General features: G+C 69.3%; 12 protein-coding genes. 6 read left to right on the forward strand and 6 right to left on the reverse strand.

Annotated features, from left to right (window positions below; translation table 11 throughout):
• The 5 genes from VGS97_RS14335 to VGS97_RS14355 all read right to left on the reverse strand — a co-directional run.
• Nucleotides 1-4,556, reverse strand: a 4,556-nt coding sequence (locus VGS97_RS14335; RefSeq protein ID WP_326853964.1) for a polyketide synthase, incomplete at its 3' end; no start/stop codon positions are given.
• A 314-nt stretch (nucleotides 4,557-4,870) separates the two neighbouring features.
• The gene (locus tag VGS97_RS14340) at nucleotides 4,871-5,371 is read right to left on the reverse strand and encodes a YbaK/EbsC family protein (protein WP_326853965.1); all 501 of its coding nucleotides are present in this window, start codon (nucleotides 5,369-5,371) and stop codon (nucleotides 4,871-4,873) included.
• Nucleotides 5,372-5,443: 72 nt separating this feature from the next.
• Entirely contained in the window at nucleotides 5,444-6,889 is a 1,446-nt protein-coding gene (locus tag VGS97_RS14345; protein ID WP_326853966.1) for an MFS transporter, read from the reverse strand.
• Nucleotides 6,886-8,208, reverse strand: coding sequence for an ATP-grasp domain-containing protein (locus VGS97_RS14350; protein WP_326853967.1), 1,323 nt, complete (start codon nucleotides 8,206-8,208; stop codon nucleotides 6,886-6,888). The genes VGS97_RS14345 and VGS97_RS14350 overlap by 4 nt, the downstream gene beginning before the upstream one ends.
• 274 nt (nucleotides 8,209-8,482) lie before the next feature.
• The gene (locus VGS97_RS14355) at nucleotides 8,483-9,589 is read right to left on the reverse strand and encodes a S8 family serine peptidase (RefSeq protein ID WP_326853968.1); all 1,107 of its coding nucleotides are present in this window, start codon (nucleotides 9,587-9,589) and stop codon (nucleotides 8,483-8,485) included.
• 202 nt (nucleotides 9,590-9,791) lie between these two features.
• Here VGS97_RS14355 and VGS97_RS14360 point away from each other — a divergent pair, with 202 nt between their 5' ends.
• Together VGS97_RS14360 and VGS97_RS14365 are read left to right on the forward strand one after the other, a co-directional pair.
• Entirely contained in the window at nucleotides 9,792-10,838 is a 1,047-nt protein-coding gene (locus VGS97_RS14360; RefSeq protein WP_326853969.1) for a PHB depolymerase family esterase, read from the forward strand.
• A gap of 352 nt (nucleotides 10,839-11,190) precedes the next feature.
• Nucleotides 11,191-12,354 (forward strand): hypothetical protein, encoded by a 1,164-nt coding sequence (locus VGS97_RS14365; RefSeq protein WP_326853970.1) that lies wholly within the window; start codon nucleotides 11,191-11,193, stop codon nucleotides 12,352-12,354.
• A 144-nt stretch (nucleotides 12,355-12,498) separates the two neighbouring features.
• Here VGS97_RS14365 and VGS97_RS14370 read toward each other — a convergent pair whose 3' ends face one another.
• Complete coding sequence (locus VGS97_RS14370) at nucleotides 12,499-12,894, reverse strand: sigma factor (RefSeq protein ID WP_326853971.1); 396 nt, start codon at nucleotides 12,892-12,894, stop codon at nucleotides 12,499-12,501.
• A gap of 53 nt (nucleotides 12,895-12,947) precedes the next feature.
• Between VGS97_RS14370 and VGS97_RS14375 the strand changes: the two genes are divergently transcribed.
• From VGS97_RS14375 to VGS97_RS14390, 4 genes are all read left to right on the forward strand, one after another.
• On the forward strand, nucleotides 12,948-13,517 hold the full coding sequence (locus tag VGS97_RS14375; protein ID WP_326853972.1) for a VOC family protein: 570 nt from the start codon (nucleotides 12,948-12,950) through the stop codon (nucleotides 13,515-13,517).
• A gap of 547 nt (nucleotides 13,518-14,064) precedes the next feature.
• Nucleotides 14,065-15,831 (forward strand): cellulase family glycosylhydrolase, encoded by a 1,767-nt coding sequence (locus VGS97_RS14380; RefSeq protein ID WP_326853973.1) that lies wholly within the window; start codon nucleotides 14,065-14,067, stop codon nucleotides 15,829-15,831.
• A 349-nt stretch (nucleotides 15,832-16,180) separates the two neighbouring features.
• Nucleotides 16,181-16,657 carry a peroxiredoxin gene (locus VGS97_RS14385; protein WP_326853974.1) on the forward strand — a complete coding sequence of 159 codons (477 nt, stop codon included), beginning with the start codon at nucleotides 16,181-16,183 and terminating at the stop codon, nucleotides 16,655-16,657.
• Between the two features lie 439 nt (nucleotides 16,658-17,096).
• Nucleotides 17,097-17,284, forward strand: a 188-nt coding sequence (locus VGS97_RS14390) for a glycosyltransferase (protein ID WP_326853975.1), incomplete at its 3' end; no start/stop codon positions are given.

A 17,284-nucleotide genomic window follows, 5' to 3' on the forward strand; every position in this document is an offset into this window, starting at 1 on the left:
CCGACGCTGTGTCCGGCCGACGCCACGGGCTTGACGCCGATGTCGATGAAGGTCATCGCCAGCGCGTACTCCACCGCGAACAGGCCGCACTGGGTGATCAGCGGCCGCATGACCGAGTCGGCGTCGGCCCCGAGGATCGCCGCGGCGGGATCGGTGCCGAGATGGCGTGCCAGGCTCCGGCACGCCGTGTCGAAGTGGCTCCGGAACCGGCCGCCGTCGGCGCCGCCGCGATACAGGCCGCGCGCCATGCCGGCGGTCTGGGATCCCTGGCCGGGAAAGCAGAACGCGACGGCGGTCGTGCCCCGGCGCAGCGCCGAACGCGGCGGCTGCTCGCTCAGGCGGCGCAGATCGCCGAAGCCCTGCTCGCGGTCGCGGTCGTGGCGGACCACGGCGTAGCCGCGCAAGGCGTGCGACTCTCTGGTCAGGTGTATTGATCGAACGGCGGCGGCGACGTCGTCGTCTGGAAGCGCTTCGAGAAAGCCCGCCAACGCATCGGCGTTGCGGCTGAAGGCGGCGGCCGTCCTGGCGGAGGCCGTCACCAGGTGCAGCGACCTGCGTTCTGCTTCTGGGCCATTCGGGATCGCGTCCCCGGGTGCGGGAGCGCGCACGGGGGGTTCCTCAAGGATGACGTGGGCGTTCGTGCCGCCGATTCCGAAGCTCGACACCCCGGCCCGCCGGGGAAGTTGGTGCTCGGGAGCGGCGACGGACCACTCCCGGCACGACTGCTCGATGGTGAAGGGCGAACCGTCGGCGTCCACGAAGTCCACCAGCTTCGGGTTGAGGACCCGGTAGTTCGCGGTCGGCACGAGCGTGCGGTGGTAGAGGCACAGCACCGTCTTGATGAACCCGGTGATCCCGGCCGCACAGTTCGCGTGGCCTATGTTGCCCTTGACGCTGCCGATGGCGCAGCTGCCGGCCAGCGGCTCGGCGGCGGCCCGGTGTTCGGCGAAGGCGTCTGACAGGCCCTTCAGCTCGATCGCGTCGCCGATGTGCGTCGCCGTCGCGTGGCACTCGACGTAGGAGATCTGCCCGGAGTCGATCCCGGCCATCGCGATGGCATCGGAGATGCACTGCGACTGCGCCCGCGCGCTCGGCGCCGCGTAGCCCGCCTTCATGTGCCCGTCGTTCGACACGCCGAATCCGCTGACGACGGCCCAGACGTGATCGCCGTCCGCCAAGGCGTCGTCAAGGCGCTTCAACACCACGGCACCCGCGGAGTCACCGAACAGCGTGCCGCTCGCCTCCTGGTCGAAGGGGCGCACGCGGCCGTCGGCGCTGCCCACGAGCCCGTCCTCGTAGCGGTAGCCGAGATTGGGGAAGTTGATCGAGCTGGCCCCGGCGATCGCCATGTCGCACTGGCCCGACATCAGCGCCTGGGCCGCCTGGGAGATGGCGACCAGCGCGCTGCTGCACGCCGACGTGACGGTCATCGCCGGGCCACCGAGATCCAGCATGTAAGCGACCCGCGTGGCGAGGTAGTCCTTCTCGTTGCCGATCTCCGTGAGGAACACGGCGGCCGGATCCAGCGGCTCCATCAGGCCGCCGCCCCGCAGGTGGTGAATGAGGTAGCCGTCGATGCCGCAGGAGGCGAACACTCCGGTACGCCGCCGGTGGGGATTGCTCCTCCTGGCGTAGCCGGCCTGCTCCAAAGCGCTCCACGCGACTTCGAGGAAGACCCGCTGCTGCGGATCCGTCAGAACGGCCTCGCGCCGTCCGACGCCCCAGAACTGCGCGTCGAACTTGTCCGCGTCGGCCAGCAGCTGAGCGGCCGGAACCCACTTCGGATGGGTCAGAACCTCTTCCGGGACGCCCCTGTCCCGCAACTGGTCGGCGGAGAACTCGGTGAGCGAATCGGTGCCCTGACGCAGGTTCTCCCAGAACGCGCCGAGGTCCGGTGCCCCCGGGAACCGGCCGGCCATGCCGACGACGGCCAGCTTCACCCGCCCGGTCGGGCGCGCCCTCGGCACCGCGGCAGGATCCCGCTGCGACGAGCCGCCGGAGAGCTGCACGGCCATGTCACGCAGCGTCGCGGCCTGGAAGATTTCGACCACCGACACGGAGATCCCGAAGCGCTGCGCCAGCAGACCCGAGAGCCGGGCCGCGCTGAGCGAGTCGCCCCCCGCGTCGAAGAAGTTGTCCCCGGCGCCGACCGACCGCCCGCCGAGCACGTCACGCCAGGCCGCGGCGAGGCGTCGCTCCATCGCCGTCAGAGCCTCCTCGCGCGACCCGGCGCCGGGCTCGTCCGGCGGCGCGGGCAGGGCCGACAAGTCGAGCTTGCGCGAACCGCTCTGGCTGATGGGAACGGTGTCGAGGCCGACGAAGGACCGTGGCCTGGCATACTCCGGAAGATCGCGCTTGGCCGTCTGGCGCAGCCTCGCCAGCGCCGTGTCCGACGGGTGCCCGCCCTCCCCCACGACGTAGGCGACCAGTCCGTTCGGCTGCTTCGTCCGGCCGTCGAGTACGGGGCGCACGATCACCCGCGAGACCCCCGGATGGCCGGACAGGACCGCCTCGACGGATCGCAGGGAGACCTTGAAACCGCGCACCTTGACGACGTCACCCGTACGGCCGAGGATTTCCAGGCCGCCGTCGTCGAGGAACCTGGCGCGGTCACCCGTGCGATAGAAGACCTGGTCGGCGAAGGGGGAATCGGCCAGGACAGCGGGAGCGGGCGCGAAGCGCTCCGCGGTTTTGACCGGGTCGTCGAGGTAGCCCGCCGCCACGCCGGGACCCGCGAAGTAAAGCTCCCCCACGCCGCCGTAGGGCACCACGCGCCCGTGAGCGTCGAGCAGGACTGCGGCGCTGCCGTCGAGAATCCGGCCGACGGGAGCGAAAGCCGACGGCGCCGGACCGGCTGCCGGACGCGGCAGCAGATCGGCGAAGGAGACGTCAAGGCTCTCCCAGGTGCTGTACGCGTTGACCAGCCTGACGTGGGCGGGAAGCAGGGCGGCCGCCTTGTCCACGACCCGGCTGGGCACCACCTCGCCCATCAGGAAGATGACTTCCATGTGGTCCAGGCGCCGCGCCACCTGCGGCCCGACGGCGGGATGATCCAGAACGCTCTCCAGCAGGGAGGGTGGGATCACGATGCGGGTCACCGCCTGTTCCCGCAGCGTGTCGACGAGCCTGACCGGATCGAAGATGTGGTCGTCCGGGATGACCGCCGCGCTCCTGCCCGCCAGCAGCGGTCGCAGACACTCCCATGCGAAGAACACGTTCAGGCCGTCGCGAGACGACTCCTCGTACGGGTAGAGCTCGTAGCGGGCATCGAAGCAGTACAAACAGCCCAGGTGGCTGTTGACCACCGCCTTGGGAACGCCGGACGTGCCGCTCGTCATCGATATCAGAGCGATGTCGGAGGGCGCGACCTCGGGGAAGTCCGGCGCGTCATGACCCTGCGCGACGGTATCCCACCACAGCTCGCCCAGCACGAGGGTCCGCGCCCCGGCCCGCAGGTCCGGCGGCAGCAGACCGGCCAGTTCCGGCGTCGTCACGACGATGCCGACCCCCGCGCTCTCGACGAACCGCGCCAGGAGCGAGGCCGGCCAGTTTTTCTCCAGAAGGCAGGCGGGCGCGCCGATCGCGAAGCAGGACAGCAGGCTGATGCAGTATTCCGCCGAGTGCGGCAAGAGCAGGCCGACCGGCGCGCCTTTACCGGCTCCACGGGCGAGCAACTCGGCGGCGAGCGCGGTCGCGGCGTCGTCGACTTCGCGATAAGACCACTGCCGCGCGGGGTCCAGCAGCGCCGGCGCGCCGGGCTCGGCAGCCGCCTGCCGCCGGAACCGTTCCCATACACCGAGCTCGGGAGCCGGGTACCACCGCCCTTCGGCGGAGCAGACCGACGGGCGGGCCTGCGCCCGGACCCGATCGAGGTGGCCTGCGACGCTGTTCAGGAGCTCCGGCCGCGAGGTGAGGGTGAAGAAGTGCCCGCCGGGCAGCATCTCCACGTCGAACCCGACGCCGTCCGCGACGCACTCGCCCCAGCGCTCAAGGTCCGCGCGGCCCACGGTCCGGTCTTCGGCTCCGCCGTAGACGACGCAGGGCACGCTGACACGTGCATCAGACTCGTGACGGTGTTCCTCGTCGAGCGCGAGATCGGACCGCAGCGGCGGCAGGACGAGCCGGAGCAGTTCCCCGTCGGCGAGAAGCTCCTCGGGGATCAGCCCCCAGAGACGCACCAGATCGAGGAACTCCCCGTCCGGCAGTGCGTGTGCTGCTTCGGGCGCGGAAACGTGCGGCGCCCGGCGAGCCGACACGAGAAGCGCCCCGGGCGTCCGCCGGCCCGCCGCAGACAGCCGGTGACAGACCTCGAACGCCACCAGGGCGCCGAAACTGTGGCCGAAGAAGGCGAACGGCACGCCGTCGTCGTGCCGGGCGACCAGATCCACGAGATCCGACACGAGGTGGCGCCGTTCGAGATACGGCGCGCCGCCGTGCCGCCGGCCCCGGTCCGGCAGCGCGTAGGAGACGAGTTCCACGTCGTCCGGCAGCCCGTCCGGCCAGTCCTGGAAGCTCGTGTGCTGGCCCCCCGCGTGCAGAAAGAGGAAAAGGCGCATGGCGACGTCCTCGCGCGCGGCGAGAACGACGTCCTCAAGCCCTCCCTCCGCCCGCGGCGGAGTCGTTGCACGCAGCAAACGGAACCCCTGGTCTGGTGAGATCGCCGAACCGCCCGAATCCGGGGCGGCCCGCGGGCCGGGAGCGCCGCCAGAGTCACCGCCCCTGACGGTATTTCACACTGGAAGCGGCTCGGACGCCGAACCACTCTGATTCCCAAGCATTACTGGATCAGAGCTCTTAGTCAACACCAAGCCGACAAACCGGTCGCCCACAGGGAAACGCGGCAAACGATCACACCTGTCGAAGTCCCGTCTCAGGCCTGGATGATCGCCTCGATCCTCGGCTGCGCGATGGAGAGGTAGTCCGGGGTGGCCAGCGCGATGCTCCGGTCCAGCCGGCCCGCGTTGAAGAACACCTCGGAGTGCTGGAGCAGCTCGGGATCCATGATCAGCTCAAGCCGCTCGTCGAAGGCGAACGGCGGGATGGTGCCGACCGGGGTCCCGGCCAGCTCCCCGGCCTTCTCCGGCGTGGCGAACGCCGCGTACGTGCCGCCGAACAGCGCCTTCATCTTGTCGAAGTCGATGCGCTTGTCCCCGGGCAGCACCGCCGCGACGTACTGCGTCGTCTTCTTGTTGATCTTGACCATCACCACGATGCACTTGGCCGCCTGGCCCGGATCGTCTCCGCGCAGCCGGCTCACCACCTCGGTCACGCCTTCGGGCTCGTGTTCGATCACCCGGTAGCCGGCGCCCCGCTCGTCGAGCAGGGCGATCAGCTTGCCGTAAACATCCGCGGAAACATCCTCAGAGACCATCGGCCGCCCGTTCCTCGTGAATAACGTCGGTCAAATCCTGCATCACAGACACACCGCCCGCACCGTCCTGCCTCATACTCCCGCCTGGACGGTGAAGGCCACACGGTTGTTCTCGGCCCACCGTACGACGGCAGGCGTCAGCGCTCCGAAGATCGCGAAGAGCACGCCGAGCGCCAGCCAGCCGGGCATGCCGCGGTCCAGGCACAGCGGCGCGAGGATCGCGGGCGCGACCGTGTTCGCGGCGCCGGCGCCGAGGCCGAAGATCCCGGCGTACTGGCCCTGCATGTGCGGCTGCGCGAGCCCGAAGGCCAGCTCGAAGGACGCCGCCGCCTGCCAGATCTCGCCGAACGTGTAGACCACGGTGGCGGCGAGCAGGACGAGCAGCGCGGCCCACCACGACCGCCCCGGCATCACGCCGATCAGGGCCGAGCCCGCGAAGATCGCCAGGCCCGCCCAGCGCATCCGCACGCCGGCCGACCGGGGATCGACGACGCCCCGGCTGGCCCGGACCTGGAGCCCCACCACGAGCAGGCCGTTGACGATCATGAACCCGGTGACCGCGACCCGCGGGGCGGACGTGTGGTTCACGATCCACAGCGGCAGGGCGAACGTCGGGATGGCCAGGTGCACCGACATGGCGCCGTTGACAAGGGTGGCCGCCAGATACGGGCGATCGGCCAGTGCCGCGCGGCGGCTGGACGCGGACCGTTCGGCGACGAGCGGTTCGACGTGCGGCAGCCGGAGCAGGAGCGCGCCGGCGACCAGGAGGGTGGCCGCGCCGATCGAGATCATCGCGAGGTAGGCCGCGGCGGTGTCCAGCTGGATGCCGATCGTGGCGACCAGGATTCCCAGCATGATGCCGACGTTCGACACGGCGCGCTGATAGGAGAGGAAGGAGGTGGAGCCGTTGCCGGTCAGCGCTCGGATCAGCGGCGCGCGGCTCGCGCTCGCTGCCGCGCCGATCGCCGTGGTCAGCAGCGCCACGAGCACCAGCACCGCGAACGACCGGACCAGGGCGTAGCCCCCGGTCGCCACGGCGCCGGCCACCATCGTCGCGATGTGCACCTCGCGGGGGCCGCGCCGGTCGGCGAGGTGCCCGACCAGCGGCCCGGCCGCCAGCCCGAGCGCGCCGCCGACCGTCAGGCCGAGCCCGACCAGGTCGACGGACATGCCCACGATCCGGGTCAGGTAGAGGGTCGAGCTGCCCATCAGCAGCCCGCCGCCCGCGGTGGCCACGAAGACCGAACCCGCCAGCGGCCGCAGCGGCCCGCTCGGCGGCAGCAGCCTGCCCAGCGCCCGATCGAACCGAGCCCGTGGCCCGGTATCGGATGGGGCCTGCGGCCCGGTATCGGATGGGGCCTGCGGCCCGGTATCAGATGGGGCCTGCGGCCCGGGCCGGCGGGCGCTGCCGTCCGCCGGCCCGGGCCACGGCTGCTCGCCGTCGGCCGCGGAGTTTGCCAGGGCGTCAGCCGCGGTGTCCGCCGAAGCGAGCGTCGCCGTCGTCGGCTGATCGGTCACTGGACTTCGAAGAGCCAGTCGCGGTACTCCCGGTCCGGCCAGTGCTTGCGCTGCCACGCCCACCGCTGCCCCGAGGTGAGCCCCGGCTCGGCGACCACGAACCGCTCGCCGAACCAGTCGCGCAGTTCCTCGATCCGCTGGTCGAACGCCGCGACCGATTCCGACACGAGCAGCGCCGCGCCGATCATCTCGGCGGAGGCCGAGAACTTGGGCGAGAGGACGAAGCCCGGCGGCACCCACATCTGGGCGAACACGACGTCGGGCCGGCTCACCATCTCGTCGGCGGTGGGGTAGCTCACGATCGTGCCGGCGGGACCGTAGAACCCGATGCAGCCGACCACGTCGGGGTTCACCTTGACATCGATCTGGGGCATCCGCCCGAGCGCGCAGAGCAGGGCGGCCTCGCCGAGGTCCACGTTGAACTTGGCGAGCACCTGCTCCTGGGTCATCGCCCCGCCCCGGCGGGCGGCGCACTCGCTGAAGACGATCCGGCCGGTCTCGCGCTCGTTGAACAGCTCCATGTGGAAGACGCCGTCTTGGAGGCCGAGCGCCGCGATGGCCGCCCGCACGACGGGCTCCGCCCGCTGGTAGGACTCCGCCTCGCTGTCGGGATCGATGCGCCGCAGCGAGATCGGCTTCTGTCCGGTGACCGCTTCGAGGCAGGGCTCGGAGTAGATGCCGAGGCCGAAGAAGAGCACCTCGCCGCCGAAGGCGATGCCCTCGGCCATCCATTCGTCGCCGTCGACGAACTCCTCAAGCAGGAAGGTCCGCTTGGTCTCCCGCTCCTCGCGGAACTTCCGGCTGGCGTCCTCCAGGTCCTTGCGGCTGCGCACGACGCTGGTGGAGGTCGTCCCGCCTCCGGCGATGGGCTTGAGCACCGCGGGCTCGAACTCCCACGGGACCTCGGACACGTCGTAGACGTCGGGAACGAGCGCGGTGCGCGTCACCGGCACCCCGGCCGCGCGCAGCCGCTCCTTCTGGAGCGACTTGTCCCGGAAGTACAGCGCCGTCTCCGGGTCGATGGTCCGGCAGCCCAGCACGCGGCCGAGCGCCGCCACGGTGACCGCCGAGAACTCCCAGCTGGTCTGCACGGCGTCGAACTTCTTGTCGCCGAGGCCGGCCCGGTGCAGCCCGGCGACGAGGTCCTCGACGTTGGTGACGTCGTCGACACGGATCATCGTGCTTCCGGCCGGAAGACGGACACGCCCGGAATCGTATGCACCGGAATTGCAGAGCAGGACCGCCTCCACGTCGTGCCGCTCACACGCGCGCAGCACATACGGGTCGGCACCCACGAGCAGTACAGAAGATCTACTCATATCCCCTTGCACGTCCTAATTGAAACCCCGACACGGTTGAGGCGCTCACTGTATCAGGACACAGAGCACTCACCGGGGACGCCGGAGGACTGTCGGCGCCGGTTCGCATTGCGCATCGGCGTCTTCAGGCACTGCCGATGATCACATGAGTGGCTGGTCGGAGTGTCGTACGCGGAGTCTGGGGGCAGGTCCGGGTCAGCCTGACCGACGCGTATAACACAGGGTATGAAAATAGAGGCGAGACCACGGGGTCACCCCGCTCGCCCTCCGGCGCTCAGGCCCGGCGCCGACGACGCGTCAGCAGCGCGACCGCCGCGCCCAGGACGACCACTGCCGCGACGACGGTCCCGATGATCAGTCCGGCATTCGACGAGGCGGCCGGGGCGGACGACGCGGCGGTTGCGGCCAGGGTGGCCGGCGCGACCGCGACCACCAGCGGGTTGCTCGTCTGCGTCGGTGCCGCCGCTTGCAGTGCCTTGAGCGGGTCGACGATCCCGTAGCCGTAACGGTCGCTGCGCCCCGTCTGCCCGGACGGCTCGTCGGCAGTGCCTAACAGGTCACGAATGACTTGCCCGGCCGTCCAATTCGGATGCTGCGCACGCACCAGCGCTGCGGCTGCCGAGACATACGCACTGGCATCGCCGGTGTCGTCGTCGTATCCGGTCCACGGCGGCCCCAGTACCTCGTCGGTGAGGATGTGAGCGCCCGGCGCGGCGAGCACGACGTGCGTCCCGTGGTTCGAAGCCGATGAGAACGTGCCGTTCTGCTGGATCGCGGACACGCCGATCACGCCGGAGTCCGCCGCAGGGTATTCGAGATCATCGGCACCGAAGTTGCCGGCCGCCGCCACCACGACCACGTCGTGAGCGCTCGCGTACTGCATCGCCGACGCCTCGCCGGGGCTCGGCCCGGCGGTGACGAGCGGGACATCGACGACCTGGGCGCCGTGATCGACCGCCCACCGGATCGCGACGCCCAGATCCGGGATCTCATAGCTCGAACTGACATCGACCTTGATCGGCAGAATCCTGACGCCCGGCGCCAGGCCGTCGACGCCCGAACGGGCACCGGTGCCGGCGATGTCGGTGGCGATGGCCGTGCCGTGACCGTTGGTGTCAGACCACCCGTCTCCCGCCGAGGTCGCCGAGAAGGAGAAGTCGGCGCCCGGCACCACCTGCCCGGCGACGTCGCCGACGGGCCTGACCCCGTTGTCCACGACGGCGACAGTGACACCGCTGCCCCTGCTGATGGCCCAGCACTGTTGCGCCCTGAGATATTGCAGCGCCCACTGGTCGCCGACACCCGCCGAGGCGCGCCCGGCGGCAAGGACGAGCAGGGCACCGCAGACGGCGAGGGCGGTGACCGAGGCACGTGCGCGCATGAGGCACATCCGTCGAAGGCTGATGAATACAGCTGACAGCACGTCAGGGTAGCGCTTCCCACCGGCCAGAGCGCCGACGCCGTCACTGCGCCGCGGCAACCACACATGGCGCCGTGGTTATGGCGTCTGCTCACGTAGTTGGCCACCGATCCCGGGTCTACGGTGCCGGAACATTCGCGCATCGAGATGGGAAGGGGAAGCGGTGAGGACTCTTCGATCTTTGCGGTACCAGGCCGCGGTGGCCGGGTTGGCACTGCTCGCGACGCTGGCTGCGCCGGTGACGGAAACGGCTGCGGCCGGCAGCCTGTACACGGTCGGTCCGGTCGCCGGAAGCCTGTCCGGCTACCGGATCTCCGGTGTGTACGTGGCCGGCGTGTCGTCCGGCGGATACATGGCCGGTCAGTTGCAGGTCGCCTACTCCAGCCGGATCAAGGGCACCGCCGTCTTCGGCACAGGGCCCTACTACTGCGCGCAGAACAACACTTATCAGGCGCTGTACGCGTGCGCGGCCAACACCTACCCCGACTACCTCGGCACGTTGGAGGCCGACGCCTCGTTGTGGTCGTCGTACGGCTGGGTCGATCCCGTCAGCAACCTGTCACACCTGCCGGTCTGGGTCTACCACGGTTCGCAGGACACCGCGATCGCCTCCTCGGTGAGCAGAGACGGCGCGGCCTTCTGGTCCCACTTCGGCGCGAGCGTCACCTCCGTCACCGGCAACGGCGCTGGCCACGCCTGGGTGACGCCGTACGGCGCGAACAGTTGCGGGACGACCGGTTCGCCCTACCTGAACAACTGCGGCACCGACCCCGAGCACGATCTGCTGGGCGACCTGTTCGGCTCGGTGAGCGCGCCGAACACCGGCCCGCTGGGCGGAACGCTGATCCAGTTCGACCAGAACACCTACGCCCAGGGCGGCCGGGCAGCGTCCCTCGACATGTCAGGCTCGGGATTCGCCTACATCCCGCAGTCGTGCTCCGCCACGGCGGCCTGCCGCCTCCTCGTCGCGCTGCACGGGTGCTCGCAGGGCTACGACAGCGTCGGCATGGCCTTCGTCGACGAAGCCAACCTGAACCAGTATGCAGATACCAACAACATGATCGTCCTGTATCCGCAGGCGACGTCCGGGGCGAGCAACCCCTACGGTTGCTGGGACTGGTGGGGCTATCTGGGCGAGACCAACTATCCCATCCAGGGCGGTGCCCAGGTCGAAAGCATCATGAACATGGTGACCACGCTCGGCGGCTGAGGCCTCCGGCGGCCGGCGATCGCAGCGTACGCCGAAATTCGGCGTTGTCCGCCGGTGCACGGGATCCGCGATGGCCGTCGCGAGGAGCCGCCACCATGGACCGGCGTCCGCGCGCAAGCATCGACCTCGGATCGCACCCGCTTCCACGTGTCCGCACCGGCTCGCTCGGCTCTATGCCATAGGGCTGATCCGCAGTGACGGCTCGGGCCCGCGTCCCCGGCGGCGCGGACCCGAGCCGTGACGTGAGGCCGCTTGGTTGGTGTGGCGCCGTCCTGACGCGTCAGGCTGTCACGAGTACGCTGACACACGTGTGCGCAAGGGATTGCGGCGCGACGCCGACGGGAGTGCAGCCGTGACGGGCTCGGTGTCGCGGCTGCGACTGCGGCGTCGCAGCGTGCTGTTGTCTGGGCTGGCCGGATTGATCGCGGTCGGTGTGCCGACGGGACTGTACCTGACACGTGCGCGCGGTGTCGGGCGGTTGGCTGTGCTCGGGACTGCGGTTCCGTTCGCCTACAACGAGAGTTCGACACAAGCGGCGCTGTCCGTTCGCGCGGTGGCTTTCCATCCGTCGGGGCACGCGCTGGCCGCGTTCGACGCCGGCGAAGTCGTCACGCTGTGGAACATCGACGATCCGTCGCAACCCGCGCCGGTGACTGCCCACGGCGCGGCGTTGCAGGGAGTACGGGGAGTGTTCAGCCCCGATGGCCGGGTACTGGCCACGATTCACGCCGACGGGGCCGACTCGGCGGTCGGGCTCTGGGACGTTGCCGATTTCTCCCGCGTCGGCGCCCTGGCCACCCTGCGCGGACCAGCCGCCGGGGCAGGTTGCCTGGCGATTCACCCCAACGGGCGCGTGCTGGCCGTGGCCAGCGGTGACGGTCAGGGCGGCGCCAAGGCGATCAGCTTGTGGGACATCACCGACCCGACCGCGCCCGCGCAACTGTCGGCCACCGATCCCACCGGGTACGCCGAGATCTGGGGCATGTCCTTCAGCCCCGACGGGCACGTGCTGGCCGTGGGCAGCGACGGTGTCACCTCCGGGGCATCGGGCCTGTGGAGCGTCGTCGACCCTCGCAGACCCACTGCCCTCGGCGAGTTCGCACTCGGCGAGTCACACGCGGCAGGCAGCGGCATCTTCAGCCCGAACGGCCGCATCGTGGCGACCGAGGGCACAAGCGGCAGCGGCGACGATGGCACTGTACGCATCTGGGACGTCGTCGAACCCTCCCATCCGGTGCTGCTGGCCTCCTTCACCGGCCATTCGTCCGGCCCTCGCGACCTGACGGAGGTCAACGGCCTGGCGTTCAGTCCTACCGGTCGCGTGCTGGCCACTGCCGGCGCCGACTCGGTGGCCAGGCTCTGGAACGTTTCCGATCCGCGTCGTCCCGCGCTCATCGCCACCGTCACCGGTCACATCGCGGCCCTCACCGGCGTCGCCATCAGCCCGGACGGCCGAGTGCTCGCGACCAGCAGCATCGACCACACCACGCGGCTGTGGAGCATCAGCGGTCTGTAACGGTGCGGAGGTTCGCGTAGTGCGTGCTTCCGCTCATATCAGCCCAAGACGTTTGTCGTCCAGTGCGCGGGGTCGGCACCGAACCATCTCAGCGATCGGCAGAACGCGAGGAAGCCGTCCCGTCCGCCGAGCGCCTGATACTCCTTACCCGCAGCCTGGATGACCACCCTGGCGGCTCCATAGGTGAAAGACAGCGTCGCACCGTTCGAATTCGTCCACAGGAGCGCGGCGTGCCCGCCGACCGTCACCGGGACACCGCCCGCCGGATTGCCGCCGCTGCGCGCGCACACTGGTCCGCTTCCACCAGTGCGTACGCTGCTCGGCCAGGTACACGTTCAGCAGGATCGCCCCGACGTACGCATCCAGATGCTCGGCCGCACGAGCGCGCCCCCAGTGCACATAGAGCCGAGTGAGCGCGTTCTGCGTCAGGTCATCCGCACGATGCCAGTCCTGACACAGCAGATACGCGATCCGCCTCAGCCGCGGCAGCGCCACCGCCGCGTAATCCGTGTAGCCCTGCTCGTCACTGATTCCGCTCATCGGTCCCTCCCTCCGTCAACGAGCACTGTCACCGTCGCCATCACACCCCCTCGATGCGCCATCCCACCCGAAAGGTTGCCTCGCCGAAGCAACCGCATGAGCTGCGCCTGGTGTCAGTGGCCGCTGGCACGATGGCGGGCCGAGGAGAGGTTTTTCGCGTGGCTGAGAAAGGAATCCCGATGCCTGTTGGCTACCAGCTGGTGATCGACTGCGCCGATCCCGACCGCCAGGCCCGGTTCTGGGCCGCCGCGCTGGGCTACGAGATCGCGCCGCCGCCAGCCGGGTTTGACACATGGAACGACTACTACCGCGACCTGGGGTTGCCTGAAGAAGAGCTGTTCGACGGCGCGGACCGGATCAGCGACCCGCAGGGCGGCGGGCCGGCCATCTGGTTCCAGGTGGTCTCGGAGGCGAAGAGCGTCAAGAACCGGCTGCACATCGACATCCACGCCAGCGGCGGCCGTGCGGACCCGATCGAGACGCGGAAGCAGCGCGTGGACGCCGAAGCCGAACGCCTGGTGGGCCTGGGCGCCATCAAGACCGTCGTGATGTACCAGGAAGGGCTCGACCACTACGCGGTCGGGATGAAGGACCCCGAAGGGAACGAGTTCGACATCAACTGACGTGGATGATCGGCGCGAACGGCAGGCGGCACTTCATCGTATGACCGCCTGTTGACTCGTGACGTTGCCGGTGCTGCGGGTGCTGCGGGTGCTGCGGGTGCTGCGGGTGCTGCGGGTGCTGCGGGTGCTGCGGGTGCTGCGGGTGCTGCGGGTGCTGCGGCAATGATGTCGCGGTGACCGACCTTATGCCGTTGTCGAGTTCCTTCAGTCCGGGGCACGGCGCTGCCCAGCACCTAAGGATGTTCGAGCCGTGGGGCCGGGGTCGCGTCGCCTTTCACACACGCTCGCCGCGTTGTCAGGTCGTGCCCACACCTCCAGTACGGGCACGACCTTCCGCCTAGCGACCAACACACCACGCACCGCACCCTGATCCGACCCCACAGCTCGAACAATCCCAGCGAAAGTTTCAGTGATCTTCATTGCGGGGCGAGCCGCACGCACGATCGAACGCTGATCGACGCGCGCCGGCACGCCGCGGCACTTGGCCTTCCCCAGCGCGCTTTGTAGCTTCCGGGCACCGACTCACCGCCCATGGAGGTAGATCCGCGTGGGATCCCCGTATTCGCACGCCACCACCGGGCCGGGCCCCCGGCGGCCGCGGCTGCGCCGCCTCGGCGCGCTGCTGCCCACGGCCGCGCTCGTTCTCGGAGTGACAGCAGTCGCCGAACCGCAGGCCAGCGCCGCGGCGGGTTGCACGGCCAGTTACAGCGTCCAGAGCGCGTGGAGCAACGGGTTCGTCGCGAGCGTCGCGGTCACGAACTCGGGCACCACGGCCATCACCGGCTGGACGGTGACCTTCACCCTCGGCGGCGACCAGAAGGAGACCAGCGCCTGGGGCGCCACGGTGACTCAGAGCATTGAGTACATCACCGCCTCGAACGCCAGCTACGACGGGTCGCTCGCGGCCGCGGCGAGCACGTCGTTCGGATTCCAGGGCACCTTCAGCGCCAGCGATGCCGCGCCGACGAGCGTGACCTGTACCCCGTCCAGCACCGTCACCCCGGCGATCGTCACCACCACCGCTTCGGCGCCGGTGATGCAGGGCTTTACCGACACCTACGGCGTCGCGCTCTCCGCGGCTCCCACCGCCAACGTCACCGTCTCGGTGGCGCGCAGCTCAGGTAACAGCGGTCTGACGGTCGGTTCCACCTCCGCCAGCCTGACCTTCACCCCGACCAACTGGAACACGGCGCAGAACGTCACGGTCGCTGCGGACACCGCGAGCACCGGCGCGGCCACGTTCACGGCGAGCTCCGCCGGTTACACCTCCGCCGGCGTGACACTCACCGAGGTCGCCCGCACCCCCGTGCCGCAACTGCACGTCTCCGGCAACAAGCTGGTCGACGCGAGCGGCACCCAGGTCATCCTGCACGGTGTCAACCGCTCAGGCGCCGAATACGCGTGCGTGCAGGGCTGGGGCTTCTTCGACGGTCCGGTGGACGAGGCCTCCATCCAGGCCATCAAGAGCTGGACGCATATCACGGCCGTGCGGGTGCCGGTGAATGAGGCGTGCTGGAACGCAGAGTCCTACGTCACCGCGGCGTATGCGGGTGCGAACTACATCAACGCCGTCAAGACGTACGTCAACCTGCTCAACGCCAACGGCATCGTGGCGATCCTCGACCTGCACTGGACCGACGGACTGTACACGGGCAACTCCTCCGGCTGCTCCTCGGCGCAGGCCACCTGCCAGAAGCCGATGCCCGACGCCGCACAGGCGATCCCGTTCTGGACCTCGGTGGCCGGCACGTTCAAGGGGAACAACGCGGTCATCTTCGACCTCTTCAACGAGCCCTACGCCTCACGGGCGACCGGCGACACCACCACCGGCTGGCAGTGCTGGGAGAACGGCGGCACCTGCACCGGCATCGGCTACTCGGTCGCCGGCATGCAGGGCATGGTGACCGCGATCCGCTCCACCGGCGCTGCCAATGTCCTGATGCTCGGCGGCGAGGAGTACTCGAACGACCTGACCGGCTGGCTGACCTACAAGCCCACCGACCCGGACAACAACCTGGTCGCGTCCTGGCACTCGTACAGCTTCAACACCTGCGCCACGCAGGCCTGCTGGACGAGCCAGGTCGCCCCGGTGATGGCCAAGGTACCGGTGATCGTCGGCGAGACCGGTGAAAGCGACTGCGGCGGCAGCTACATCGACTCGCTCACCACCTGGCTGAACTCGCAGAGCACCGGCTACCTCGCGTGGACCTGGGACGCCTGGGGCAGCTGCCCCAACGTCCTGATCACCGACTACACCGGCAATCCGACGCCGTTCGGCGCGGCATACAAGGCGATCCTGGCAGCACTCCCGTAAACCTGTAGGCACCGGAAGCATCCGGAGGTAGTTCGAGCGGTGGTCGGGTGGCCGAGGTGCGAGCCTCGGGTCACCCGACCACCGCGTCACGCAAACCCACCGCGTCACGCAAACCCACAGCGTTCTGCGAACCCGCCCCGTCACGCGAACGCGTCATGCTCGCGCATCCACGCCCGCCTCAAACCTGGACGGAGCGGACTGAATCAGACTCACGCGATACGTTTCCGCGAGTCGCGGGGTCCGGCCTCTCCCTCGGCATAAGCTTGCCATCGTGCACTTCCCCGCAGCCCGTTGAACGCCGGGCGCCGATTGCACGTGTCACTACCGCCACCAGGAAAGGCAGGCACACATGGGTCGAGGCGTCGCCGTCGGCGACAAGGCTCCGGACTTCACTCTCCGGTCCCAGGGCGGCGAGTTGGTGCGCCTCCACGACCGGGTCGAGCAGCGCATCGTGGTGCTGTACTTCTACCCGAAGGACGAGACGCGCGGCTGCACCGCCGAGGCGTGCGCGTTCCGCGACAGCCACGAGGTCTTCACCGATGCCGGCGCCGAGGTCATCGGGGTCAGTTCCGACTCGGTGGACAAGCACGCGTCCTTCGCCGGCAAGCACTCGCTGCCTTTCACGCTGCTCAGCGATGAAGGCGGCGACGTTCGCAAGTCCTACGGAGTGCCGGCGTCGCTGGGTCTCATCCCGGGCCGGCAAACGTACGTCATCGACCGCAGCGGCACCGTCCGGCATGTGTTCAACTCCATGACGAACATCGACCGGCACGTCAACGACGCACTCGACGTCGTCCGGCAACTGCAAGCCGAGCAAGCAGCCTGACACCTGCGCTTTCGCACCCGGCACCGTCCCCGGCCTCAAGGGACAGTGCCGGTGCTGATCCTCGATCAACGCCGGACTCGTCGCCCACCATCGCCTGATCCAGGCCGTGAGATGGTCTTCGGCGCGTGCCCGCCGCGGACGGACTGATCGCGCGGCGGGCACGTTACCAGTGAACATCCCTGGTAGTAGCGCCATCGCCCGGAACCAGGGCCGCCGGTGTCACGTGTGACACACGCGCTCATCACTCGTCCGGAGTCTTCAAGCAGCACGGGCGCCCAGGATCTGCCGTCGTCGGATCCGCCAGCGCCGCTGTGCGCGCATCCCCACCACAGCCTGCTCACTGGGGAATCAGTCCCAGTTGACGTAGCATCCGATGATAACAATAATCCCGGTTATCATCGAATGACTAATGGCAGAGACGGCTCCACGGGAGGCAGCTGTGTCCCACATCGGTCTAGTCACCCCGCCCTATACCGGGCACGTCGCGCCCATGGTCACGCTGGGCCGCGAACTGAAGCGCCGCGGGCACCGAGCCTCGGTGATTTCGACCCTTGACGCTCAGGACGAGGTACTGCGCAACGGCCTCGAATTCATCGCGGTCGGCGCGCAGGAGTATCCGCTCGGCTC

The organism is Actinocrinis sp., from assembly GCF_035946395.1.
Lineage (GTDB): Bacteria > Actinomycetota > Actinomycetes > Streptomycetales > Catenulisporaceae > Actinocrinis.